This window comes from Chitinophaga silvatica (assembly GCF_003419895.1).
Taxonomy (GTDB): domain Bacteria; phylum Bacteroidota; class Bacteroidia; order Chitinophagales; family Chitinophagaceae; genus Chitinophaga; species Chitinophaga silvatica.
Map to the genome: position 1 here is coordinate 137920 of NZ_QPMM01000006.1, position 26477 is coordinate 164396.

A 26477-nucleotide genomic window follows, 5' to 3' on the forward strand; every position below is an offset into this window, starting at 1 on the left:
GGGATTTTAGGCTATTCGCTGCCAATAAATCCATAAATTGAGATAGATACCAATAAATTTTACCTATGATTAATATGGCCCAGGTTAGTCAGCTTTATCAGGCGCAGCAAAATTACTTTCAATCAGGCGCCACTCTCCCCTACTCTTTTCGGCGGCAGCAGCTAAAGTTGTTGAAAAAGGGGATTAAGAAATTTGAGGAGCGGATTTTGTCTGCCCTCCAGGCCGATCTGCGCAAACACCCGGTGGAAGCATATAGTAGTGAAGTGGGTTTTTTATATGAAGAGATTAATTATATGTTGGAGAACCTAAAGAGCTGGATGGAGCCAGAGATAGTAAGTTCTCCATTCGTCACGTATCCCAGCAGCAGCCGGGTTTATAAGCAGCCTTTAGGTCTTACTTTAATCATTGGCCCCTGGAATTATCCTTTTATGCTGCTTATCAGTCCTCTACTGGGGGCTATAGCCGGCGGAAATTGTGCGATTATTAAGCCATCAGAACTGGCTCCGAATACTGCGGTAGTTACAGCTGAATTGATTAAAGAAGTATTCGATCCGGCTTATATTACTGTGGTGCAGGGTGATGGGGCCGAAGTTATTCCTGGCCTGATGAGTCACCGTTTTGATCATGTGTTCTTTACCGGCAGCATTCCTGTGGGTAAAAAAATCATGGAAATGGCGGTGCCACACCTAACTCCGGTAACGCTTGAACTGGGAGGGAAATCGCCCTGCCTGGTAGATGAAAAGGTAAATATATCGGTAGCTGCCAAACGAATTGTCTGGGGAAAATACTGGAATGCCGGCCAGACTTGCGTTGCGCCAGATTATGTGCTCGTACATCAATCTGTAAAACAGCAATTGGTTGATGCTATGAAAGATGCAATTGTGAAGTTTTTTGGAGAGGATCCGGCTAAAAGCCCGGATTATGCCCGAATGATCAATACCCGGAGATTTGATACAGTAGCCAATTACCTGAAAGAAGGTCACATAGTGCACGGTGGAAAAACAGACAGGGATCAATTATACATAGCACCCACTATTCTCGAAGATGTTGAATGGTCCGATCCTATAATGCAGGAAGAAATTTTTGGGCCAGTGCTGCCAGTACTAACGTATACAGAGCTTCCGCAGGCCATAGCAGCCATCCAGCAGCATCCTTATCCTTTAGCTATGTATGTATTCACCAAGCAAAGGAAGGTTGAGCGTATGGTAATAGAACAGCTAAGATTTGGAGGTGGATGTATAAATAATACCATTGTACATCTTACGAATCCTGATCTGCCATTCGGAGGACATGGTTATAGCGGAATGGGGCGCTATCATGGGAAGTACAGCTTTGATACTTTTACTCATCTGAAAGGGATGTTAAAAACTGGTACATGGCTGGATGTTCCGATTAAATACCCGCCATTTGGGAATAAGCTGAAAATGATTAAACAAATAATGAAGTAATAGAGGTAGTTGTTTTTTTATAATATATTGATTATGTGTTAGTTATTGTATTGGGCCATTGAAGGGAACTCTATTTCAATATGCGGAAAAAATGCAAAATTTTCTTACCTAATAAAGAGATTATGTGAAATCGGTACTTTAAGCCAGCTAAAATAGCCCTGCAAAAAATTGCAAGGCTATTTTACTAAAAACTACTGCTAAGCTAATTTGTGCCTGATCATTTCCATTTCAGATCAATCTGGCTAACATTATCTTTTCCTGAAGAACTTACCCCTATGCCGATTGCAGGATCATTTGTTAGAGTAAATCCTTCCAGTTCATCAGGTTTTTCAATGTCTACGATCTTCAGCACTTTTTCTTTTCCCTGTTCTATTGACTGTTTCAGATCCACATACGTAAATCTCCAACCTCTTCCTTCCGTTTGGTTCTGAATAAGAATTAAAATTCCTTTATTGGCCACCCAATGCAGGTTTTGTACCCATGGAGAACATTTAAACTTCGTTACCAAAACTCCTTGCTCGGTGGTTTTTGATGCTTTCTGTAAGGCAACCGGATCATATAACCGTACTTCATTGGCTTTAGCGCCATAATCTGCAGTAGCTACATACCATTTACCCTGATACTCGACATACTCTGGCCTGGTGCCCTGTATGCAAATATCATCGTGTATAGTGTTTATCAGATTTCCATCAAGGGTACGGTTTTTTAAAAATCCATCCCAGTTAATACAATAAATAAGTGCTTTCCAGCTGGTTCCTTCTTTATTTAATCTTACTGAATTACCTATAAAAACAGGAAGCCCCTTATGCCAGGCTATTCCAGTGGGATGTTTGATAATATTACTATCCTGGCTGGTAAAGCGGTATTCCTTGTGTTGATATTTGAGTGTATTATTCTCCAACCTGTATTCTCGCATTACTCCTACTTCCCTGTCACCATAGAGGAAATATTTACCATTCTGTAAAGAAACACCCTGGCAGGCGCCTAAGGAGTCGAGCGTATAACTATTCCTGATACTCATTTCAGGAGCATTGTGGGTGAATGCCAGCAAGCCTGTTAGTGCAAGTACTATGTTTAGTATTTTCATGGATCAAGCGGTTCGTCGTTGTCTAATTGTAAAGAAAGAATGTCTGGATAGAACTCCATTTCAGTTGATGATAGTCTTTTACCATTTTTATATGGATAATATCCTAATTCCTTTTTGCATCTTTCCAGCAATGTTTCACTGATGTAAAAACTTTGAGATGGAATAGTAACCGTTAGTGCAGGTTTGTCTAACGGCATACCGTATCTGAACAGCAACCTGACACAGTTTCTCATATTAGTGGTTGTATGCCTGGCATGTGGTTCCATAATAATAGCTGATTCCGGGATATGCAATTCATTAATAAGAAATTCCTTCATTTCGAATGCTTCACTATATTTTGTTCTGTAAGGATGCACACGGCCACCTGAAACAACAATAAACGGAGCCATTCCTTTATTATACTGGTTAGCAGCAAGCCGACACCTCAACATTCCACCTGCACTCAATGCAGTGATATTATCTTCAGGACCTTCACCCGGAACAAGAATCACTGAATATGGATATTTACTCCAGGAGGTATTTGCTACTTTTGCAATAGCAGCTTTATTAACTGTGGTTGTCATTGGTTCATAGTCTGCAGCTTCTTTTCTTCCATTCAGTTCAAGTGCTTCCAATGCAAATTGCATTGATGATGTGAAAAACAACGGATGCTGAGTTGATCTGGCCAACTGAAGGTTTACTGCAACTAATTCTGAATAACTTTTCTTCCTTACATTAAAACTGATGGAATCAATATTGGGATAATTAGGCTTTTCTCCGTTTACATATACTGCAATGGTATGATTCACAGCGCGGGCTTCCTGCTCCCAGGCCTTTACCAGCATTTCCTTCGCAGGAAGATCTGCATACAATATGTAACATCCGGATGGAATCAGATGATCCTTTATTAGTTTATCTAATGGTTGCCCTGTCTTATATAATGCAGCTAATCTTTCTCCTACTGTTTTTATTTCTGCATCACTAATAATCACAGAAGATGAATAACAAGCATAATCGCTTCCGCAGTTCTTAAGGGCTGTATCTATCAGCTGTTGTTTTTGGATTGATAATCCTTTCAATACTTTATCATTTTCCAACAACTCTCTTACTTCCGGTAATTCGGTAAATAAACTAAGCAGGTAAAAATTTTTATGCTGAACAAAATCAGCAGTGTCACTAAATAACCTGTACTGCCTATTGGGTAATGATTTCTGAGCATTGGCATAAAACGGGATCGCATATATGCATAATAACGTAATCGTATATCTTATTTTAAACATGATGCAAAACTATACAAGGATGGCAAGCAGTAAATGTGTTTACAGTTTGTTCACGATAAGTTAATGATGCAGATAGGAACTCTTAAGAAACAGAAAGTAGTTTTACACCCGTAAAAAGCTAAATCGATTTAGTACACCAAGAAATCATTTAATTAAAAATCAAATGTGTTTAACTAGTCTAACCGCAAACATGAAAAATGTTTGCAGGAACTTGTTATTGCCTGTCGGTTTCGTAACGATGTGCAATTTGCCGGTAATGGCAATGGGGAATGAATATTCCTTCACTGCCCCGCGTCTGAAAAGATCGGAGATTACGATTACTGGTGTAGTTACAGATTCTCAAAAACAACCGTTACCTGGTGTAACAGTTTATGATAAACAGAGTAAGAAAGGAACAGTAACAAAGATAAACGGACAATATTCAATTACGGTAGAAGAAGGTACAACATTAGTATTTACTTATATAGGGTACGATTCACAGGAAGTTGTAGTAAATGGCAAATCTGTGATCAATCTTGTTATGAAGGTTAGTAATAGTCAACTTTCTGAAGTGGTAGCTATTGGTTATCAAAAGATCAGAAAATCGGATGTTACTGGTGCTATCAGCAGTGTGAAAAATTCAGAACTTAACCTTACAGCACCTACTGTTAGTCAGGCTTTGGTTGGTAAAGTGGCAGGTGTACAGGTTTCCCAAACCAGTGGAGCTCCATATGCCGGAACTAAAATCCGTGTACGTGGTATCGGTTCCCTGACTGCCAGTTCGGATCCTTTGTATGTAATCGACGGATATCCTGCTGGTAACAACGTCTTCATTAATCCTGAAGATATTGAGACAATAGACATATTAAAAGACGCTGCGTCTGCAGCTATCTATGGTTCCAGAGCCTCCGGTGGTGTGGTGATGATCACTACCAAAAGAGGTAAGGATGGCAAAGGCAGATTCCAGTACGATGTACAAGCTGGTTTCAGCAACCTGGAGAAAAAAGTAAAATTGTTGGATGCTAACCAATTTATCGATCTGGTGATCGATGGACGTAACAATGCGTATAAAGATCTGGTTGTAAATTCTGGTAAACCATGGAATGATGGTATGTTCTCAGATGATAATGCTACCAGGATATCTAAAGTTGGTAATGGCTCCAGCGTAAGTATCCCGGAAGATATTTACGATTTCAAAAATCAGAAACGTATCGACGCAAAATACAATACAGATTGGCAAAATGTACTTTACAGAAACGCGCCGTTTCAACGTCATAACCTCTCATTCTCCGGTGGTGGGAAAGATGTGAGATACTACATGAGTGGTGGATATCAGGATCAGAATGGAATCGTGTCTAACACCGGCATGAAAACCATCAACTTCCGTTCTAACATCGATGCTGATGTTTCAAAAAAACTGAAAATAAATGGTAATGCATCTTATACTTCAACTTCAAGCAAAGAAGTAGGAGAAGGAAGATTTAGTCCAATGATGGCTTCTCTCCTGTATATTCCATATTTACCGGCATTTGACGACAAGGGAAATTATATTAAATATGGTATGAACGAATTGGCGAACCAATTCGGATTCCAGGGAATTGAAAACCCTCTGGCTTCTGTAATGGAAACCAAAAGTAACAGATTAGGCTACAGAGGAACTATCAATGCCAATGCAACATATGAAATCATAGATAATCTCTCGTTCAAGGCTAACCTGGGTACACAGTTCTATAACGAAAAATATGATTACTACCTTCCTACCAGTTTAAGTAATGGTGGCGGTAATCCTCCTTATTCTCCATCTTCCATCGCTGCTGCAAACGCTGTTGCTCAAACACTGACACAGATAGATAAACTGGCAGAATTCACGCTAAACTATAACAAGACTTTTAATAAACATAGTCTTAGCGCTTTGGCCGGATATTCTGCACAGGAAACTACTTCAGATAAAATCAGATTGGTAGCTAAAGGCTTCACCAGCGATTTGATTGGTGAGATCACCGACAAGGGTGCCGACCCAAGTTTATTTACATTAGATAACAACAATACAGGTAAATCTGCTAATACCCTCCTTTCTTACTTCGGTCGTATTAGTTATAATTATGCCGGCAAATATTTCCTTACAGGATCAATGCGTAGAGATGGATCTTCAAGGTTCGGACCTCTGAACAAATGGGGAACTTTCCCATCTATTGCTGCAGGATGGAGCCTCTCACAGGAAAACTGGTATAACGATTTCCTTGGTAGAAATTCAAGCGTAAAATTAAGAATGAGCTGGGGATTAAGTGGAAACAACAACATTGGAAACTACAATGCCATTCAAACTGTAAACTCTCCTACCGGCGCCATTTTTGGAGCTAACACCATTGCTTCTGCTGTAACAATTGGTGGCGTAAAAGATCAGCGTCTGGGATGGGAGTCTACTTCTCAATATAACCTGGGTGCGGATGTTACGGTGTTCGATAATCGTTTATCCGTTATTGTTAACTATTATCTGAGCCGTTCCTTCAATCTGTTATATAACCAACCTATTTCAGCTATTTCAGGTAGTTCTTCTATCCTGACCAACCTGAAAGATAGTAAAGTACAAAACAAAGGGTTCGACATTCAACTGGATGGGCAGGTTATCAGAAAGAAAGATTTCAGTGTTAACGTAGGCGGTAATATTTCCATCAACCGTAACAAGGTATTGGATTTGGGAGCTGCCAGCTCTATTATCTCCACAGGTGCAGAACGCTCTTATCAAACACACATAACACAGGCGGGTCAACCTATTGGTATGTTCTATGGGTATAAAGTACTTGGTAGGGTAACTGAAGATCTGCTTGGCAAAGTAGCACCATCAGCTGCTAACACTAATCCGCTGAAAGTTGGTGATCTCTACTTTGAAGATGTAAATCATGATGGAGTGATCAACGATAAGGACAAACAAATAATCGGAAGCCCTTATGCTAAATTCACTTATGGCTTTAATCTCTCTGCCAACTATAAATCATTCGATATCCGTGCTTCATTCAATGGGTCTTATGGCAACCAGATATTAGACGGACAGGATTATTACCTGTATAACTTCGAAGGTTCCGGTAACCAGTATGTGCAGGTAGCCGACAGATACAGAAATCCTTCTCAGCCTGGTAGCGGTTTAAACTATCGTGCATCCAGAGCCGGTACTCAAAGTAACAGCACTCGTTTGTCTTCCTTCTATTTACAGGATGGTTCATATCTGAGACTTACTAACATCGCGTTAGGCTACACTATTCCTAAAGTCTTCGGTAAACGTATTGAAAATATAAGGGTGTATGGAAGTATTGATAACGTAGTTACCTGGACTAAATACAAAGGATATAACCCGGATGTGGATTACAATGCCGGCGTTAACCTCACTCCAGGTGTCGATTATGGTAACTATCCATTAGCAAGAACATTTAACCTGGGAGCTAAATTAACATTCTAAAGTCCATTCAAAAAAATAGCAATGAGAAGATATACAAGCATATTAATGCTGGCTACAATATCACTGGTATCGTGCAGTAAAGATTTTATAGAGAAGAACAATCCAAACGGTACTACCGTGAATGATTTCTTCACATCCGAGAATAGTGTATTGCTGGCCGTAAACGGAGCATACAGCACCTTGAGGGGAAGTGATAATATCGGAGAAAACAGTGGCTTATATACCGACGAACGTTCTGATGATACCGGACGTGATGATGCGCAGTCAAATGCCGGAGAACCATTTCAGTTCAACGACTTCAGCCTGCTTCCTGGTAATACATACCTGAAAAGGCATTGGCTGAGTTTATACCAGACTATAACTCAATGTAACACCATTACCACAAACATCGATAAAGTTAGTTTTGCTAACCAGGATACTAAAGCTCAATACCTGGCAGAAGCAAAGTTTATACGTGCGATGATCTATTTTCACCTGGTAAGGAAATGGGGTGATGTGCCATTGATCACAAAAACACTGAACAGTACGGAAGAGATCACTGCAAATACTTACCGTCAGCCTCAGGCAACGGTGTATGCACAGATCGTATCTGATTTAAAAGATGCCTTACAAAGTAAGCTGCCTGATCTGCAAACCGGAGCGGGTGTTGGGCGTGCTTCCAAAGCCGCAATCAATGGACTACTCGGACAGGTGTATCTGACAATGGCTACGACTTTTGACAACAATAAAGCCGAAAACCTGACTAATGCCAAAACGTACCTGACAGCTGCCTATAATATGCGTGCGTTCGGTAAACTGAGTGAGATTTCTTATGCTGATGTTTTTGATGTTAGCAAGAAAGTAGGCAATAAGGAGATGATTTTCCAGATTGTTTACAAACAGGGTGATATCACTTACGGTTCCAGCATTGCTGCCAATAATCAGGCGTTGGGAGAAACTATCAACTCACAAAAGAAAGCATTGGGTGTTGGTGGAAATGTTAAGCATGATCTGATTCTCGATTATGAACCAAATGATCTGAGGAAAACTTTCTCTGTAAAATTTGCTGCCAATACGCAGGTACAGGATTGGTTTGTAACCAAATATCGTGATGCCAGCGATGCTGCCGGTGTTAATGGTTATGGAGGAAATGATATGCCGATAATGAGATATGCCGATATTATACTTATGCTTGCAGAAGTAAATATGCTGCAGGGTAACGATGCTGAAGCTATTACATTCCTGGATATGGTTCGTGAAAGAGCAGGTATGCCTTTATATGCAGTGGCAAAATTGGACCCTGATTATAAGGCTAAGTATCCAACACTGAAACTGGCTATTTTACATGAACGTAGAGTAGAGTTGGCATTCGAACACCAAAGGTGGTTCGACCTGCTGAGATTCTTTACTACTAAGGAGCTGGTTACTTTTTTCAAAGAGAAGTCACAGGCCAACTATGGAAATGCAAAACTGTCTAACTTTACAGAAAAAGACCGCTACTTTCCAATTCCTTTTGATGAGTATAAACTCAATCCGGAAAAAATGTACCAGAATTTTGGGTATTAATAACGATTACCAAACATAAAAACAGGCTGTTTCAGAAATAATCTGAAACAGCCTGTTTTATTAATATTTTACAACTACAGATCTGCTCGATGTAGTTTCTTAGGTATTTTTATTGAAATTGGCGCTACTTGTCCATCACGTTTAACCTTCGCCGTTACTTCGGTTTTCTCCTGATTTTCCTTGTAGGTTTTGGATAACTCGCTGGCCGATTTGATTGGCTTACCGGCTAACTCAATAACAATATCTTCTTCCTGGAAACCAGCTTTTTCTGCAGGGGAATCCGGTGTAACATTAATTACTTCAGCCCCTTCTCCATCCTGAGTATCTTGTACCTGCAAGCCTAGTTTGGTGCTATTATCGCCCAGGCTGAACCAATCGCCTCCCTGGCCACGATTTCCGCCTCCCGGAGGTAATGTAAAGATTCGTGGACCTGGAAAAACACCCAGATCTTCTGATTTTACAGATTTGCGTTCACCAAGGGTTACAGCAACTTTATTTGATTTGCCACTTCTTAGATAGCTTACTGTAATTTTATCTTGTGGCTTGTATTCACTTATTTTTTCGAATAGTTCTTCTGGTTCATTGATTTTTTCGTCATCAATGGCAGTAATAATATCGCCGGTTTTTAGCCCCGCTTTTTCAGCAGGAGTTCCTTTTCCTATTGTTTTAATGGTAACACCAGTAGCCGCTTTCTTTTCTGTGATTACGCCCAAAACAGCTTTATTTGGGATAATCTCATTGCTTTCTTCATCATCTGCAAATCCAAAATTTCCAAAACCATTGAAATTATTGAAGTTTACAGCATTTCCATCCCTGGGAGTAATCTTTCTCCTGAATACAGAAATATCGGGATTCGAGAACTGATCTAATTTTTTACCATCCACGAACACTTCACCATCTTTAATTTCAACATTAACACTGGCGTTTTTAGAATTCTTGTGTTTGATCACAATTTCATCAAACTCGCCAAGTTGTGTACTTTGTTTACTCCTGGTTTGTGCATATGTTGTATCAGGTAATAGGAATATAAAACCCGCCAACGAGAGGAGTTGTAGTAACCTGGTCATATCACAACGAAATTTTGTTTAAGTAAAAATCAACTAGTCCGACAAAATTAATGGGAGGGTTAGGTAAGAAAAAGTTAAAAAAGTGGGTTATACTAATGATTACACTATAGCGCTGGATTTTGTTGTACCGCAGAGAGCAATAAAAAAGCGCCCGTAATAGTCTTTTTTATTACGAGCGCCTTTATAATGAAAGAGTTATAATAATTGTTTGATAGCGGAAACAACCTGATCTAATTTATCGGTTTCCTGTCCGCCTGCGGTAGCAAAAGTTTTTTGTCCGCCGCCTCCGCCTTTGATTAATGGTGCAATACGCTCTTTAATAATTTTCGGAGCTTCCCAGCCTTTATCGGCTACTAATTTCTCGTCAATTGTTAGTGCTACGCTTGCTTTCCCTCCGATGTTGGCTGCAAAAATTAACACATGGTCAGGTATTTCGCTCTTTAATTGAATAGAGAGTTGTTTTAAACCTTCTGCATTACTTACATGCACAACTTTTCCAAGGAAATTGATTCCATTGATCTGCTCGGCCTGCGAGCGCAGACTGTTGGCCAGTGTACGTACCTTTTCCAGTTCCAGGGCTTCCAGTTGTTTTTCCAGAGAAGATTTGTCCTGTAACAGCGTTTCTACGGTTTTAACTGGTTCCTTTGGATTTTTCAGGGTGGCCTTAATTTCTTTTAGTTGTTGCAGTTGCTCGTTGATATATGCTTCAGCTTTACTACCAGTTACGGCTTCCACTCTACGTACACCTGCTGCTACAGCGGCTTCAGAAACAAATTTGAATTGTCCGAGTTCTCCTGTTGCTCCAACGTGGGTTCCGCCGCAAAGTTCAACGCTATAGGAAGGGTCCATAATCACCACTCTTACAGTATCTCCGTATTTTTCGCCAAACAAAGCCATGGCACCAAGTTGCAGGGCTTCGTCCTTAGACATTTCCTTTATTACAACAGGTACGTTTTCTCTGATTTTTTTGTTGACAATGGCTTCAATTTGCGCCAGTTCTTCGTCAGAAACTTTAGCAAAATGAGAGAAGTCGAAACGCAGGGCTTCTGCATTCACCAGAGAACCTTTTTGTGCGACGTGTGTACCCAATACCTGGCGTAATGCGGAATGCAGCAGGTGGGTAGCACTGTGATGGCGTTCTGTATTTGCTCTTGTTTCCTTATCTACTTTAGCTTTAACAACAGCCTTAGGATTAGAAGGAAGTTTATCTGCAAAATGAATAGTCAGATTATTTTCTTTTTTGGTATCAGAAACGTGGATGGTTTCATCGTCGAACTGGAGGATACCATGATCTCCTACTTGTCCGCCGCTTTCAGCATAGAAAGGAGTTTGCCCCAGTACCAGCTGGAACTGTTCTTTACCTTTTGCTTTAACGGTACGGTATTTCAGCAGTTTGGTAGTGGATTCCAGTTGTTCGTAACCAACAAAGATCGAATTGGGAGTTTCATCCAAAACAACCCAGTCGCCGGTATCTAATTCGGTAGCAGCGCGGGAACGGTCCTTTTGTTGCTGCATAGCTACTTCGAAGCCTTTCTCGTCAACTGTGAATCCGTTTTCGGCGGCAATCAGGTTTGTAAGATCTAATGGGAATCCGTAAGTATCGTTGAGTTCAAATGCGGTAGCGCCATCAATTACTTTGGAGGTTGCATGCTGCATGAAGTCTTCGATTCTGCGGATACCACTTTCGAGAGTACGTAGGAAGTTATTTTCTTCTTCAAAAATCACTTTTTTCACAAAATCGACTTGTGCTTCCAGTTCAGGGAATACATTGGAAAACTGGGCAGCCAGTACTGGTACGATTTCATGGAGCAGCGGTTTTCTTACATCCAGGAAGGAGAAGTAGTAACGTACGGCTCTGCGGAGGATACGACGGATAACATAACCTGCACCGTTGCTGGCAGGGAGCTGTCCATCGGCGATGGTAAAGGAGATGGCCCTAACGTGATCGGCGATTACGCGGAAGGCAACATCTTTTTTATCATCACTGAAAGTATATTTTTTACCTACTAATGTTTCGGTAAAGTGGATGGTATTGGTAAACAGATCAGTATCGTAGTTGCTGGTTTTGCCTTGTAAGACCCTTACTAGCCTTTCGAGGCCCATACCGGTATCTACATGCTTTGCAGGGAGTGTAACCAGGGAACCATCTTTTTGCCTGTTGAACTGCATGAATACATTGTTCCAGATTTCAATCACCTGTGGATGGTCGGCATTTACGAGGGTTTTACCATCTACGAGTTTTCTTTCCGAGTCTGGCCGGCAGTCGACATGAATTTCGGAGCAAGGTCCGCAAGGGCCGGTATCTCCCATTTCCCAGAAGTTATCTTTTTTGTTTCCGAGGAGGATTCTGTCTTCCGCGATATGTTCTTTCCAGAAATTGTAGGCTTCATCATCTTTAGGGATGTTTTCTTTGGAGTCGCCTTCAAAAACTGTAACGTATAATCTATCTTTTGAAAGTTTATAAACTTCGGTGAGCAGTTCCCAGCTCATGGCGATGGCTTCTTTCTTGAAATAGTCGCCAAAGCTCCAGTTACCAAGCATTTCAAACATGGTATGGTGGTAGGTATCTATACCTACTTCTTCCAGATCGTTTTGTTTTCCACTAACGCGCAAGCATTTTTGGGTATCGGCTACTCTTTTGTGAGGAGGAACGCGATTACCTAAAAAATAGTCTTTAAACTGATTCATACCGGCGTTGGTAAACATCAGGGTAGGGTCATTTTTAATAACGATTGGGGCCGATGGAACTATCTGATGCCCTTTAGACGCAAAAAAATCCAAGAATTGCTGTCTTATTTCTGACGCTGTCATATATATTGGTATGAATTAATATGTATTTTTTATTTTATATAAACACCTCGGTTTATGAGGTGCTTGTGCTTTGTTTATCAAGCTCTTACAAAGTAGTTAGAAATTAGACATTCAAAAGGTTGATGTTTTAATCTAATTACATTAGGTTTGTGCGCCTGATTTTCCCGCCGTATTAAAGGGGAGTGCAAAAATATTGAAACCTGTAAGATTATGCAAAAACAGGTTGTATTACCCTAAAATAACTTATGTGGGAGGAGCAGAAATGCCAACTAAAACTCTAGCATCCATCAGTTTGTGCCTCGTGAAATAAATCTGCTGTCATAGCGTTTTGCGCATTATGGCGCATAAAGTACACCCGGTGCATGAAGAAGGTAAAATATTTTTATAACACCCAAACATTAAAATACGAGAAGCTGGTAGTTTCGTTGCGGGTAAAAGTCCTGAGGATATTGGGCTTTTTATCGGCAGCTATTGTTACTGGTGCCATTTTTCTTTCAGTGGCTTATCGGTTGGTGGATTCACCAAAAGAAAAGTCGTTGCGTTCCGAGCTGGAAGGTATGAAGGAGAAATACGAGGCATTGCAGGGCCGTATGAAGGAAATGAAGGGTACATTGGCCGATCTGCAGGATCGGGATAATGAGATTTACAGAGTAATCTTCGAAGCATCACCTGTTCCGGATAGTTCACGTATGGGTAAAGTAAAGCGTGATGAAGAGGCGTCGCAGCTTCAATCATTTGCCAGTGCCGAAATAGTAGCATCAACAGGGGTTTTATTGAAAGAACTTACAAACAGAATTAAAGCACAGGAGAAATCTTACGAGGAAATCGATAAAATGATCAAGAATAAGCAGCAAATGTTGGCCTCTATCCCTGCTATTCAACCTGTCGCCAATAAAGAATTAAAACATATTGCATCCGGTTTTGGATATCGTATTGATCCTATCTATAAAACAATGAAATATCATGCGGGGCTCGACTTTGCAGCTCCCAGCGGCACTCCTATCTATTCTACCGGTGATGGTGTAGTAGAGGAAGCCAGTTTAAGTGATGTTGGTTATGGTAACCACGTGGTAGTACGACATGGATATGGTTATAAAACCCTGTATGGTCACATGCTGAGAATGAAAGTGAAATCGGGGCAGGCTGTAAAGCGTGGAGATGTACTGGGTTGGGTAGGTAGCACCGGTAAATCTACCGGGCCTCACTGCCACTATGAAGTAATTAAAAATGGCGAAAAAGTAGATCCTGTATATTATTTCGTGACAGATCTCACTCCTGAGCAGTTCGACAAAATGCTTAAACTCGCCAGATCCGGCAACCAGTCATTCGATTGATCATTCATTTGTTGTCACATCCAAAAAATCTCAGGTCTGCTAGCTGAAAGCAAGCACGAAAAGCTTAACTTCATCGTGTAAAAGTTTTTTGTCACCTTGTTTTTTACTCGATGCACCAGCTAGACCTATTCTCGACACCTGGATTACCGCATCTAACGGAAGCTGCGGTTTCGACGCCTAAAGTTAAAGTAAAGACAAGCAGCCCTAAAGCTGCCATTACTCCGCCTTCCCTACCAGGTAAGAAACGGGGACGTAAATCACTGAAAGATTTTTCAGATGACCCAGATCTGATTATGGAATTGGACAAACTAACACTCGATAAACAATATTATTCTATCAGTGAAGTAGCCGCCATGTTTAAGGTGAATACTTCGCTCATACGCTATTGGGAGAACGAATTTGATATTCTTCAACCTAAAAAAAACAGAAAAGGCGATAGACTCTTCAGACAAGAGGATATTCATTATCTCAAAGTTATTTATCACCTTCTTCGTGAAAGAAAGTACACCATCGAGGGTGCTAAGCAAAAATTAAAAGAAGATCATAAATTGGCAGCCCGAAATTTCGAAATGGTACAAGCTTTGCTAAAAGTGCGAGGATTTCTTTCCGAATTGAAAGATCAATTATAAAAAAATCATTATGCGATTAAAAACTTTACTCCTGGGTGGTAGCTTGTTGTGCTCAACCCTGGTTTGGGCTCAGAACGAAAAATCCATCAAGGGCAAAATAGATATGAAAACCCTTATGAATGATCCATCTACCGCTTGGTTCTATAAAGGGGTAAACGATTATCAGCCTAATGAAAATATGCTCAATTATATTAAGAGCAATCGTTCCAACTTCAATATGGTTGTTGTAATGAGCACCTGGGATGATGCCAGTAAAAATATTGTTCCGGCACTTTATAAAGTAATGATCACCGGTGGTAGCCCTGAAGAGCAAATCGTAATGTTTGCCGCCGATCAGAAATTGCAAACAGATGCCCCGGTAGATTATAAAGTGAAAAAACTTCCTACCATCATCGTTTACAGAGAAGGTAAAGAAGAAGGACGTATCGTAGGTACTCCTAAAGAAACTGTAGAAGCAGAATTATGCCGCATCCTGCTCAACAGCAGCAAAAAAGAAAAAGATAAAGAGAACTAATCCGAGGTTCCTTTTAATAAAAAGATAAAGCCTGCCAGATCCTGGCAGGCTTTATCTTTTTATTGCTAACAACGTTATTCTTTATTGTTAATAGTAATATTGGTAGAAGTAGACGGAAGTCTAATTCCCTTGCTCTCCAATAACTGGATGATAGATAAATTCACACTTTCCCGTAATGCAGCATATTGGCTACCATCAATGATATAAGTGTTGAAAACCACCTGAATCACATAGGTATCCTTCGTGAAGTCGTTCAGGTTTACCACATAGTTATCAAGAATATTATGATTGTTCTTAAGTAATGATCGTACCTCCTGCAGAAAAGCATAGATCGTGGCTGAAGGAATATCGCTTCCCAGTTCCACTTTCAAAGCCACTCTTTGCTGCGTGCGTTGAGATAAGTTGTCGAGCACACTATCTACCATCTTTTTATTGGGAACTGTTACAAATGTTTTTTCAAGGGTGCGGATACGGGTACTGCGAAGGCCTATCTTTTCAACACTTCCCTGAAAACTGTCTACTTTCACGGTATCGCCTACCCTGAACGGTTTGTCTGAAAATATAATAAATGATCCGATGAGGTTCTCTATACTTTCTTTAGCAGCTAATGCCAGGGCTGCAGCACCGATACCAAGACCCGCAACGATCTTCTCTACCAGTCCTGTTCCGAAAAGAATCTTAATAAAGGCAATGGCACCAAGAATAAAAACTATCGCTTTAAAAAAGTCTCTGAAAAAAATCACAAACTGATCATCTGTTTTGTCTGCTGTCAGGCTGGCCTTATGTTTTAATACCAATGCAACAAAATCGATTAGCCTCAGCATAATCCAGATTACGCTCATACTTAGCGCCAGGCTTAGTATGGTGTCTGTTGCATCCTGAAGTCTGATCTTATTGTAGATATGAACGTTAAGGGCGGTTGGGAAGGTAAATTTATCTATCGTCACCATAAAAGTGACCAAGAGGAAGAAATATTCCAGGGGGCGTAGCAACAGGCTAACAAAATCTTTTTCATCCAGGTTGGGCGACCAGTGCTTTACCAGTCGAAACAGTATAGCAGCAAAGCCTTTAGAGATATATCGTTTTATGAATGATACAAATAATAAAACGCCTATCAACATCAGATAATCTCTTACAGGATTATCTAAGATCACCGTATTAAGAAATTCTTTCATTTTTTACTTAAATGATTCTTTTGCTTTTTTCATTGATTAAAATAATGCCGGGTTGGCTACCGACTTTGAAAGTGCCATAGTTATCTTGTATTCCCAGTGCTTTAGCACCGTTATAAGTGGCCCATTGCAAGATTTCAGCCAGTGGTATTTCCGGATAATGGCTGCGGATAGTGCTGATTTCTTCCCAAATAGATAATTGATGGTTAGAGGCCAGGCTATCGGTTCCAAGCGTAATATTACAGTTTAATTTTCGCAACATCTGAATATCGGGTAACCTGTTCTCTATGTATAGGTTGGCATTCGGGCATAAACACCACCAAACATCAGTCAGCTGACGTTGAGCAAAGGTTGCATCAGCTTCAGTTGTAAAGGTGTTATGTACAAGTATGATTTTTTGATTATTGAAATAAGGAAGAAATGCTTCCAGGCTATTGGTGTTGGATGGTTGGAAGCTATCGGCATTCATCTTAAAATGATTATAAAAATCGATGAAAGCACCGGATTTCTGTTGGAATAATTCATTTTCGGCAGCAGTTTCCTGGTTATGGATGCTCACAGGAATATTGTCCGGAGTGGAAGCCAACAGGTTGAAAAGGGTTTTGCTCACAGAATAGGGAGCATGAGGCACAATACTGCATTTATTGAAAGGGCCCACAATCTCCTGAAAGGAGTTTAATACCCCCATACTATAATCGTAGCGCTGGGTTGCAGCCATATCGGCCACTCCCATACATTCGACAAAAGAATGGTAATACATTCTTTCCTGTTGTTTTTTAACCAGGGTATTGGTGGTATTGCAGATATCTCCAACTGCCACGATACCGGACTCCCACATTGCCTGTTCGGCAGCATCAATTTTTTCGGCAAGATCAGCTGGTTGATTTCTGGTTTCCATTACCTTGGTAAGAAAGGCGGGTAACCCGGTATGCTCAGGAATTTGCCCTTTCATATGGGATAATTCGAGATGACAATGGGTATTTATAAAGCCCGGGCATAAAATTCCGTCTACTTCCTGCACATCATTTCCAGCTTTTGAGGTAGGGAGAATATCGATTATAATGCCCGTCTGGTCTGTGATCAGTACGTTTTCTGACCCCAGGAATTTAACGCCGTTAAATATATCTTTTCCTTTTAATTTGATCTGTTTCAATCTCCTGCTGTTTAATTTAAGTTAATGATGTTAATTTTGCATCCCAATTGACTCCGTTATTTTCCCGGTTATTGGAAGTAACTCAAAAGTCAAATATAATTATGATAGACAAACTGGAAGCTATAAAAGGTCGATTCGAGCAGGTATCGCTGGCGTTAACCAACCCGGAAGTGGTTAGCGATAACAAGAAATTTGGCCAGTTGAGTAAAGAATACCGTCAGCTTGAGAAGATTGTAAAGGCTTATAATGCCTACCGCAACACGCTGGATAATATTGCTTTTAACAAGGAAGTATTGGATAGTGGTGACGACGAAATGCGTGAATTGGCAAAAGCGGAAACTGAAACCTTGCAGGAGCAGAAAGTAGCTCAGGAAGAAGAGATTCGCAATCTTCTGATTCCGAAAGATCCACAGGATGAGAAAAATGCCATTCTGGAGATTCGTGCAGGAACTGGTGGAGATGAGGCCAGCTTGTTTGCGGGCGACTTATTCCGTATGTACCTGCGCTTCTGTGAATTACAGGGTTGGTCTACCTCCCTGTTGAATGAAAATGCTGGTTCAGTTGGCGGATATAAGGAAATAGTATTGGAAATAAGCGGTGAAGATGTATATGGCACTTTGAAGTTCGAATCCGGCGTACATCGTGTGCAAAGGGTTCCGGCAACAGAAGCCTCCGGAAGGGTGCATACCTCGGCCGCAACTGTAGCAGTATTGCCGGAAGCGGAAGAGGTGGATGTGGATATCAGAGAAGCCGATATTAAAATGGATACATTCCGTTCATCAGGCGCTGGTGGACAGCACGTAAATAAAACAGAATCGGCGGTGCGTTTAACGCATATACCAACAGGAGTGATTGTAGAATGCCAGGAAGGTCGTAGCCAGCACTCGAACCGTGAAATAGCAATGAAAATGCTGCGTACCCGTATTTATGAAGCGGCAGTGCGCAAACATGAAGATGCTATTGCCAGTCAACGTAAAAGTTTGGTGTCGACCGGCGACCGTTCTGCGAAGATCCGTACCTATAATTATCCTCAGGGCCGTGTAACTGATCACCGTATCGGGATGACCGTCTATAATATGGATGCATTTATGAACGGAGAGATTAAGGAAATGATTTCTGCACTACAATTTGCAGAAAATGCGGAAAAACTGAAACAAGGCAGTTAAAATATAGCTCGCAAAGCGGGTAAGTTTTTTTAAGAAGTATAAGATATTCTTATGCCTCTTTAAAAACCTTAGCCACTTTGCGAGAAATCCTTCTATTTTACCGAAAATTCCTACATTTATTAAGGCGGTAACTTCAACCCCGCTAATTGTTAGACACCATTCTTTTCTTCCTAAAACTTACTTTTCATGTTAGATCAATTAATGGATCTCGTTCGAGAACATGCACAAACATCTGTGGTAAACAATTCTGCTATTCCAAATGAACACAATGAAGCAGTTATTGGAGCAGCGGCAACGTCTATTACAACAGGTTTGCAACAGGCCCTTGCCAATGGTCAGGCTTCTGATGTATTAGCACTTTTTAATGGGAGTGCAGATACCACTGCTAATCCTTTGGTAAGTGGGATTTCCAACAACTTTATGTCTGCCCTTTTGGAAAAGCTGCATCTGGATAAAGGGATGGCGCAGCAAATTACGGCTTCTCTGATCCCTACAGTTTTGGGGGCATTGACAAAGAAGACCAATGATTCTTCCGACAAGAGTTTTAATCTTGAAGGTATTTTAAATTCATTGACAGGTGGAGCGGCACAAGGGCTTAATCTGCAGGGAATTTTGGGAAGTTTATCAGGAGGTTTAGACAAGAATGGAGATGGCAAAGTAAATCTGGATGATCTTACCAGTTTATTATCCAATGGAGCAAAAAAACAAGGAGAAGGAGGAAGCAATAACTCTAATGAAGGATTAGGAGGAATGCTAAAGAATTTGTTTGGTTGAGTTGTGTAATAATTTTACTACAAAGTATCAAATTATTTATTTACAATATATTTAATTGAATTGTTTGTCAATTATTTATTGCTGAATAAACAATTTGGCAAAATATTTGTTTCATCCGGAATTCAGTTAATTTTGCCAACAGAATTAATTCATAAAAAACTTCATGTTTAAAATTTTTACGATGAAAAAACTCAATGTTCTGGTAGCGATGCTTTTATCTGTGACCATGCTATTTAGCTGTAAAACCTGGCAAAGCATGGATAATACTAAGAAAGGAGCTGCTATTGGAGTAGGTGGTGGTGCTGCTGCCGGCGCTATTATTGGTAAAGCTGCCGGAAATACAGCATTAGGAGCCATCATTGGAGCTGCAGTAGGTGGTGCTGGTGGTGCATTGATTGGAAAGAAGATGGATAAACAGGCACAGGAAATCAAGACTGAAATACCTAATGCAACTGTGGAGCGTGTAGGCGAAGGGATTAATGTAACTTTTGATGCTGGAATTTTATTTGGATTTGATAAATCAGATTTGTCTCCGGCGGCTCAGCAAAGTGTTAAGGATTTGGCAAAGATTCTGAATAAATATCCTGATACAGACGTACGTGTAGAAGGCCATACAGATGATAAAGGTACAGATGCTTATAACATGACGCTTTCTGAAAAAAGAACTAAATCTGTGATTAAGTATCTGGAAGCACAGGGTATTGATCCTAAGCGTATCCAAGGTTTCTGGTATGGTAAATCACAACCTAAAGTACCTAATGATTCAGATGCTAACCGCGCTATTAACCGTCGTTGCGAATTCTCTATCTCTGCAAATGATAAGATGAAGGCCGATGCGGAGAAAGAAGCAGGTAAGCAATAAAGATATTCGATAGAATACACTTATTTCTCATAAGCAGATATATATTCCCTCCTGTTTACAGGAGGGATTTTTATTTCTTACTGTTTTTGGTTTTGTACCAGTGAATAACCAGTTTAAAAAAAACTGCTCCGCCAATAGCCCCCAGCGTATCAGCCAGTAAATCGTACAGGTCGAAACTTCTGCCTACTGCCCAATATTTTTGCATGAGTTCAATTGCAAAACCATATAAGGCGGCCAGAACAACCAATAGGAAAAGAGTAAGGTTGGTAACTTTTTGTTTTTGCCAAAAGATTCCCAGGGCAATAAGAAATACGATTCCTCCAAACATCCCAAAATGAACAACTTTATCGAAATGAATTTTTTCAAGGAATGAATTGGTAGGTACATCGTCGCCTGGCATAAGGCAGAGGATTAATATTATCGATATCCATACAATGGCTGGCAGATGGTACAGCGTCTTTTTCATATCTGACTTTCGGCTATATTATTGGCAAAAGGTTATAACAATAAAAAGGACAACAGGTTTCGTTTAGAGTACCCTGTTGTCCTGGTTATTTGAAAAAAATAAGAATCAATTATTCTCCGATTAAAGCTTTGTATGCAGCTGCATCTAATAATCCATTTACATCATCCGGATTGTCTACTGTTACTTTAACCATCCATCCATCGCCATAAGGATCTGTATTAACTAATTCAGGAGTTCCTTCCAGTTCTTCATTAATACCGGCAATAACACCAGTTACAGGCATAAAAAGATCAGATACGGTTTTTACTGCTTCTACAGTACCAAATACATGTTCTGCCTCTATACGCTTATTTAATGTAGGGATATCTACGAAAACGATATCTCCTAATTCGCGTTGTGCAAATTCAGTAATACCGATAGTAGCTGTACTACCCTCTAATAAAACCCATTCGTGATCTTTGGTGTAACGTAGATTTGATGGAAAATTCATATCAAGTTTGATTTTGAGCCATAAAAATACGGAGATTGCCGGAATTAATAAAAATCGCTAGAAAAACAGCCATTTCTTAACAAGCCTGATTTTCATCGGCACATCAGTTGTTGGTCTGTTGTTTCCGTCTGTTTGTACAGCTGCTATTTTATCTATCACATCCATCCCTTTAATTACCTGCCCAAATACAGTATAGCTTTGATCCAGGTGCGGAGAACCACCTTCTGTTTTATAAATGGTTCTTTGATCTACCGGAATCTTTCTTCCCCCTAATCTGTTCTTTTCTAAATTATCCAATTCCTGATCTGTAAACACTTTTCCTTGTACTATATAAAACTGGCAACCTGAAGATGCTTTATCGGGCCTGTCTTCCCGCGCCGCCGCCAGGGCTCCTTTCCTGTGAAACAGATCTAACTGAAATTCGGCCGGTATCGTATATCCTACATCACCTTCTCCCAGCAAGGCTCCGGGCTTGGCATGTTTGGAATCCGGATCACCTCCCTGTATCATAAAGTTTTTGATTACACGATGAAATAACGTGCTATCATAAAAATGCTTTTTGCTAAGCTTAATAAAGTTGTTACGGTGCTTAGGGGTTTGGTCATACAGTTTAATGATCATGACTCCATAAGGTGTAGTTACTTTTACTTTCCTGTTTTTGGCATGGGCAAAAGAGGCTATCAGTACCAGGCTAAAAAGAAGTAGAAATCGTTTCATGCGCATATTTTATACTTCGTGATCAGTAAAATAATCAATAATGTGCTCCTTGAGGAAGTGTTCCTGTTCTTCCATCCCTAATTTCGGAACCGGATGTATCTCCTTAAAATGTGGCCATCCATCCTTATCAAGACCTTCCAGCTCGAAATACCCGCTTCTGCTTAATAAAGAGCAAACGGCTATATGCATTAAGTCTTGTTTCTGTTCTTTGGTATATTTCTTTTTTGTAAGGCTATTAAGTTCGTTTAGTCCAATGAGGAACAAGATAGCTTCCATATTTGGTGTTTTACCAAATCTTTCTGCCAGCATTTTCTCCACTTCTTTCCAACGCTGCTCAAATTCTTCCATAGCTAATTTTTTAATGGGTGATTGATTGCTGCTTTCGGCAAAGGTACATTATAGGAAATTATTGCATAAATATGCCTTCTTTATTAATTTCGGTTGGCCCCCAAAAAAGGATTTAAAGATAAATCGGCCACTGTGGCAAGTTTAACAGCATTTTAACGGCTCCTTCACATAGTAATAAGTTTTAATTGACAAGAGAATGTTTATTTTAGCAAACCTGAAAAATTAATAGCATGGAAAATACATCTACCGACATCCGTCAATTAAATGAGAAGATCCACCAGGCAAGTGCATTTGTGGACTTACTCAATATGGAGTTAGGTAAAGTAATCGTTGGCCAACGTTATATGGTGGAAAGATTGCTTATCGGCTTACTGGCCCAGGGTCACGTACTTCTGGAAGGGGTGCCCGGTCTGGCAAAAACCTTATCTATCAAATCTCTGTCATCAGCTATCAACGCTAAATTTAGCCGGATTCAGTTTACCCCGGACCTCTTACCGGCCGACGTTATCGGTACAATGATCTACAATCAGCAAAAAAATGAGTTTGTAGTAAGAAGAGGACCAATTTTCGCCAACTTTATCCTGGCAGATGAGATCAACCGTGCCCCTGCTAAAGTTCAGAGTGCCTTGCTCGAAGCCATGCAAGAACGCCAGATTACCATCGGTGATACTACTTTCAAATTAGATGAACCGTTCCTGGTACTCGCTACTCAAAACCCTATCGAGCAAGAAGGTACTTATACCCTTCCTGAAGCGCAGGTAGATCGTTTCATGCTTAAAGTAGTAATCGGCTACCCTACGAAGGAAGAGGAAAAATTAATCATACGTCAAAATCTTAATCCAGATACCAATTCAAGCATTCGCCCGGTTATTCAGCCTTCCGATATCCTGGAAGCCAGAAAACTGGTTCGTGAGGTGTATATGGACGAAAAGATCGAGAAATATATCCTGGATATAGTATTCGCTACCCGTCATCCGGAAGATTATAAGCTCAATAAACTGAAACCGCTGATCTCCTACGGTGGATCTCCAAGAGCCAGCATTAACCTGGCATGGGCGGCTAAAGCTTATGCGTTTATGAAACGCAGAGGTTATGTAATCCCTGAAGACGTTCGCAATATCTGCTTTGATGTAATGCGCCACCGTGTTGGTCTTACCTATGAAGCTGAAGCTGAAAATGTAACCAGCGAAAATATCCTGAGCGAAATCCTGAACGCTGTTGAAGTGCCTTAAGCAATCTTCTCAGCAAACAATATTGATCACGCTTAATTTTTTTCCTGGTGGATACAGCTGATATATTAAAAAAGGTAAGACAAATTGAAATCAAGACTAAAGGTCTTACCAATCACATTTTTGCAGGCGAATATCACAGCGCTTTCAAAGGTCGTGGTATGTCGTTCAGCGAAGTTAGGGATTATCATTTCGGAGATGACGTAAGGTCTATCGATTGGAATGTAACGGCTCGTTTTAATCATCCTTTCGTTAAGGTTTTTGAAGAGGAAAGAGAACTTACTGTAATGTTACTGGTGGACGTAAGCGAAAGCTCGGCCTTCGGTACCAAAAAACAGGATAAGAGAAACCTTATTACAGAGTTATGTGCTGTATTGGCATTTTCTGCCATCAATAACAATGATAAAGTGGGAGTGATTTTCTTCAGTGATGGAATGGAAAAATATATTCCTCCTAAAAAAGGAAAATCACATATTCTTTTCATAATTAGAGAATTACTTTCATTCACTCCTAAACGAAAAGGAACCAATATAAAAGAGACGCTCCGCTTCTTTAACAATGCTACCAAAAAACGTAGTATCGTATTTGTGCTCAGCGATTTCTTATCAGGGAATTATCAGGATGCTTTAAATATTGCAGCTAAAAGACATGATGTAGTTGGAATACAGGTATATGATCAGCGAGATAGAGAACTTCCTGATGTTGGCATGATTCAGGTTGCCGACGCAGAAACAGGTGCTACTCAATGGATCGATACCTCCGATAAAGCAATCAGACATCATTACGAGCATCAGTTTCTTCAACACTCTCATTATTGTAAAAATGCATTTCTGAAAAGTGGGGCTGAACTTATGAGCATTCGTACAGATGAAGATTATGTTAAAGCATTACAGACATTTTTCCTGAATAGAGCATAAAAGGAGAGAAGATCAATGTATAATCAAGTTACCAAACGTATATTTTTATTTTGCCTGCTCGGTTTGCTGCTGCCATTTCACTTAATGGCCCAGCAAATTTCGGTAATGGCCCAAACAGATACGAATAGTATTCGGATTGGTGAACAGGTAAAATTACAACTGACTGCTATTTTAACGCCGGCTCAATTCAATGATGCTAATTTTAAAGTAGCTTTCCCTGTATTGCCCGACTCTATAGAACATTTTGAAGTCGTTACCCGCTCGCCTCTCGACACCGTTCAGGATGGAGGCCGCCACTTGCTGCATCAAACGTTTACTATTACAAGTTTCGACTCCGGCCACTGGCAATTTCCTCCTCTTCGTTTTGATGTTATCAATGGAGCAGCCGGTGATTCTGCATTTACTCAACCTATCGGGATTGATGTAAACACTGTTGCGGTAGATACTACAAAAGCTTTTAAGCCGATTAAGGCGGTTGAAGCAGTGCCATGGAATATCATGGATTATTGGATGTATATCGCAATAGGAGCAGGTATTGTACTGCTGGGATTAGGAATCTGGTTGTATTTCAGCAAACGTAAGAAGCCAATGCCTGAAGAAAAAGTACCTACTATTTCTCCTTATGAAGTAGCCGTACATAATCTGAAAGCATTGAAAGACGAAAAAGTTTGGCAGCAAGGCGATATCAAACAATACTATACCCGCTTAACTGATATTCTTCGAACTTATTTTGAACATGAATTTGGTATTGCGGCCCTGGAGCAGACCAGTGAAGAACTCCTGGCCAATATCAAGCCTGTTACAAAATTGAACCAGCAACGCGATAAACTTCGCAGCTTATTAGCCATTGCAGATCTGGCAAAATTTGCCAAACTGGAACCAACGGCCGATGAACATGAAGCGTGTATGCTTAAGGCTGAAGAAATATTGGAATGGACCCGGCCAAAAGAAGAACCGGCCGAACAAAGTCCTAAAAGCGAAAATCCTTAATTAAGAAAGAATGGAGCTGCTAACGTGGAAAAATATTGAATTTGCTTATCCGGCTTTCTTATGGCTGCTATTACTGGTGCCAATACTAGCCTATTGGTACTACGCTAAAAGAAAGAAGAAGCAAGCTGTAATGATGGTATCTTCTGTTGAAGGTCTCAAAGGCTTGCCTGTTTCCTGGAAGGTGCGTTTCAGACCCTTACTACTGATATTGCGATTATTGGCGATTATAGCACTTATAGTGGCTCTGGCTCGCCCACAGACCTCTAATACTTCAGAAAGTATCGATAGTGAAGGTATCGACATTGTACTGGCTTTAGATATATCCGGAAGTATGCTGGCAGAAGATCTGCAGCCAAACAGAATGGAAGCTGCAAAAAGAGTGGCTGCCGAATTTGTGGATAAACGTATCAGCGACCGTATCGGCTTAGTTGTATTTTCCGGCGAAAGTTTTACCCAATGCCCTATCACCACCGATCATGCTGTGTTGAAAAACCAGATCATGCAGGTGAAAAGCGGTATGCTACAAGATGGTACAGCTATCGGGATGGGCCTTGCCACCTCGGTCGACAGGCTGCGTAATAGTCATGCCAAGAGCAAAGTAATCATTCTGCTTACTGATGGTGTAAACAACACCGGACTTATAGATCCGCTTACTGCATTGGAAATAGCAAAAGCTTTTAAAATAAGGGTTTATACTATAGGTGTTGGAACAATTGGTAAAGCACCATTCCCAATGCCTATGTCTGACGGCAGTGTGCAAACTGTTATGCAGGATGTACAGATAGATGAGCCTCTCATGAAAAAGATTTCCAAAGAAACCGGAGGTAAGTACTTCAGAGCTACCAATACCAACGATCTTAAGAGTATTTATAATGAGATCGATCAGTTAGAAAAAACCAAAGTAGAGATTACTTCCTACAAGAAATTTGCTGAGCATTTCTTCCCGCTGGCAATGATTGCATTGGGTTGTATTCTGCTGGAAGTAGTACTTCGGTATAGCTTATTCAGAAGCTTGCCGTAGTATACTGTTTCTCGCAATGGCGCAGAGATTAATATTAAGGCGCAA

Annotated in this window: 23 protein-coding genes; 13 read left to right on the forward strand and 10 right to left on the reverse strand. The window is 40.4% G+C overall.

Translation table 11 applies throughout. From position 1 onward, the window contains the following. Positions 1-65: 65 nt before the first annotated feature. Complete coding sequence (locus DVR12_RS11700; RefSeq protein WP_233522354.1) at positions 66-1448, forward strand: aldehyde dehydrogenase; 1383 nt, start codon at positions 66-68, stop codon at positions 1446-1448. Positions 1449-1665: 217 nt separating this feature from the next. Here the strand turns inward: DVR12_RS11700 and DVR12_RS11705 are convergent, their stop codons facing one another. Next, complete coding sequence (locus DVR12_RS11705; RefSeq protein ID WP_116975862.1) at positions 1666-2535, reverse strand: hypothetical protein; 870 nt, start codon at positions 2533-2535, stop codon at positions 1666-1668. After that, entirely contained in the window at positions 2532-3794 is a 1263-nt protein-coding gene (locus DVR12_RS11710) for a YdcF family protein (protein WP_233522363.1), read from the reverse strand. Before DVR12_RS11710 ends, DVR12_RS11705 begins: the two co-directional genes overlap by 4 nt. Before the next feature lie 190 nt (positions 3795-3984). Here DVR12_RS11710 and DVR12_RS11715 point away from each other — a divergent pair, with 190 nt between their 5' ends. Then, on the forward strand, positions 3985-7227 hold the full coding sequence (locus DVR12_RS11715) for a SusC/RagA family TonB-linked outer membrane protein (protein WP_233522371.1): 3243 nt from the start codon (positions 3985-3987) through the stop codon (positions 7225-7227). Positions 7228-7248: 21 nt separating this feature from the next. After that, a complete protein-coding gene (locus tag DVR12_RS11720; RefSeq protein WP_116975863.1) occupies positions 7249-8772 on the forward strand; it encodes a RagB/SusD family nutrient uptake outer membrane protein in 1524 nt (507 codons plus the stop codon). A 74-nt stretch (positions 8773-8846) separates the two neighbouring features. Here the strand turns inward: DVR12_RS11720 and DVR12_RS11725 are convergent, their stop codons facing one another. Together DVR12_RS11725 and alaS are read right to left on the reverse strand one after the other, a co-directional pair. Then, positions 8847-9839, reverse strand: coding sequence for a PDZ domain-containing protein (locus DVR12_RS11725; protein WP_116975864.1), 993 nt, complete (start codon positions 9837-9839; stop codon positions 8847-8849). Positions 9840-10034: 195 nt separating this feature from the next. After that, positions 10035-12650, reverse strand: a complete 2616-nt coding sequence (alaS, locus tag DVR12_RS11730) for an alanine--tRNA ligase (RefSeq protein ID WP_116975865.1) — start codon at positions 12648-12650, stop codon at positions 10035-10037. Positions 12651-13012: 362 nt separating this feature from the next. Here alaS and DVR12_RS11735 point away from each other — a divergent pair, with 362 nt between their 5' ends. The 3 genes from DVR12_RS11735 (at position 13013) to DVR12_RS11745 (ending at position 15127) form a co-directional block, all read left to right on the forward strand. Continuing rightward, complete coding sequence (locus DVR12_RS11735; RefSeq protein ID WP_116975866.1) at positions 13013-13984, forward strand: M23 family metallopeptidase; 972 nt, start codon at positions 13013-13015, stop codon at positions 13982-13984. A gap of 110 nt (positions 13985-14094) precedes the next feature. Then, positions 14095-14613, forward strand: a complete 519-nt coding sequence (locus DVR12_RS27885) for a MerR family transcriptional regulator (protein WP_233522377.1) — start codon at positions 14095-14097, stop codon at positions 14611-14613. A gap of 10 nt (positions 14614-14623) precedes the next feature. Then, complete coding sequence (locus DVR12_RS11745; protein WP_116975867.1) at positions 14624-15127, forward strand: thioredoxin domain-containing protein; 504 nt, start codon at positions 14624-14626, stop codon at positions 15125-15127. 74 nt (positions 15128-15201) lie between these two features. Here DVR12_RS11745 and DVR12_RS11750 read toward each other — a convergent pair whose 3' ends face one another. Both DVR12_RS11750 and DVR12_RS11755 read right to left on the reverse strand, forming a co-directional pair. Continuing rightward, complete coding sequence (locus tag DVR12_RS11750) at positions 15202-16302, reverse strand: mechanosensitive ion channel family protein (protein ID WP_116975868.1); 1101 nt, start codon at positions 16300-16302, stop codon at positions 15202-15204. 7 nt (positions 16303-16309) lie between these two features. Then, complete coding sequence (locus DVR12_RS11755) at positions 16310-17452, reverse strand: amidohydrolase family protein (protein WP_116975869.1); 1143 nt, start codon at positions 17450-17452, stop codon at positions 16310-16312. 101 nt (positions 17453-17553) lie between these two features. On the opposite strand from DVR12_RS11755, the gene prfA reads away from it, so the two are divergent. The 3 genes from prfA (at position 17554) to DVR12_RS11770 (ending at position 20254) form a co-directional block, all read left to right on the forward strand. Further along, on the forward strand, positions 17554-18618 hold the full coding sequence (gene prfA / locus DVR12_RS11760; RefSeq protein WP_116975870.1) for a peptide chain release factor 1: 1065 nt from the start codon (positions 17554-17556) through the stop codon (positions 18616-18618). A gap of 186 nt (positions 18619-18804) precedes the next feature. Continuing rightward, on the forward strand, positions 18805-19392 hold the full coding sequence (locus DVR12_RS11765) for a hypothetical protein (RefSeq protein ID WP_116975871.1): 588 nt from the start codon (positions 18805-18807) through the stop codon (positions 19390-19392). Positions 19393-19573: 181 nt separating this feature from the next. Further along, a complete protein-coding gene (locus DVR12_RS11770) occupies positions 19574-20254 on the forward strand; it encodes an OmpA family protein (protein WP_116975872.1) in 681 nt (226 codons plus the stop codon). Positions 20255-20324: 70 nt separating this feature from the next. Here DVR12_RS11770 and DVR12_RS11775 read toward each other — a convergent pair whose 3' ends face one another. The 4 genes from DVR12_RS11775 to DVR12_RS11790 form a co-directional block, all read right to left on the reverse strand. Beyond that, positions 20325-20720, reverse strand: coding sequence for a VanZ family protein (locus DVR12_RS11775; protein ID WP_116975873.1), 396 nt, complete (start codon positions 20718-20720; stop codon positions 20325-20327). A gap of 109 nt (positions 20721-20829) precedes the next feature. Next, the gene (gene gcvH, locus DVR12_RS11780) at positions 20830-21210 is read right to left on the reverse strand and encodes a glycine cleavage system protein GcvH (RefSeq protein WP_116975874.1); all 381 of its coding nucleotides are present in this window, start codon (positions 21208-21210) and stop codon (positions 20830-20832) included. A 57-nt stretch (positions 21211-21267) separates the two neighbouring features. Continuing rightward, entirely contained in the window at positions 21268-21927 is a 660-nt protein-coding gene (locus DVR12_RS11785) for a peptidylprolyl isomerase (protein ID WP_116975875.1), read from the reverse strand. A gap of 9 nt (positions 21928-21936) precedes the next feature. Next, on the reverse strand, positions 21937-22275 hold the full coding sequence (locus DVR12_RS11790) for a hypothetical protein (protein WP_116975876.1): 339 nt from the start codon (positions 22273-22275) through the stop codon (positions 21937-21939). A gap of 230 nt (positions 22276-22505) precedes the next feature. Here DVR12_RS11790 and DVR12_RS11795 point away from each other — a divergent pair, with 230 nt between their 5' ends. The 4 genes from DVR12_RS11795 to DVR12_RS11810 are packed head-to-tail and all read left to right on the forward strand — an operon-like array spanning position 22506 to position 26432. Continuing rightward, entirely contained in the window at positions 22506-23507 is a 1002-nt protein-coding gene (locus tag DVR12_RS11795) for an AAA family ATPase (protein ID WP_116975877.1), read from the forward strand. A gap of 47 nt (positions 23508-23554) precedes the next feature. Next, a complete protein-coding gene (locus DVR12_RS11800; protein WP_199417090.1) occupies positions 23555-24421 on the forward strand; it encodes a DUF58 domain-containing protein in 867 nt (288 codons plus the stop codon). Positions 24422-24436: 15 nt separating this feature from the next. Continuing rightward, positions 24437-25411 carry a cell envelope integrity protein TolA gene (locus DVR12_RS11805; RefSeq protein ID WP_116975879.1) on the forward strand — a complete coding sequence of 325 codons (975 nt, stop codon included), beginning with the start codon at positions 24437-24439 and terminating at the stop codon, positions 25409-25411. A gap of 10 nt (positions 25412-25421) precedes the next feature. Further along, positions 25422-26432 carry a vWA domain-containing protein gene (locus tag DVR12_RS11810; RefSeq protein WP_199417091.1) on the forward strand — a complete coding sequence of 337 codons (1011 nt, stop codon included), beginning with the start codon at positions 25422-25424 and terminating at the stop codon, positions 26430-26432. The last annotated feature ends 45 nt before the right edge of the window (positions 26433-26477 follow it).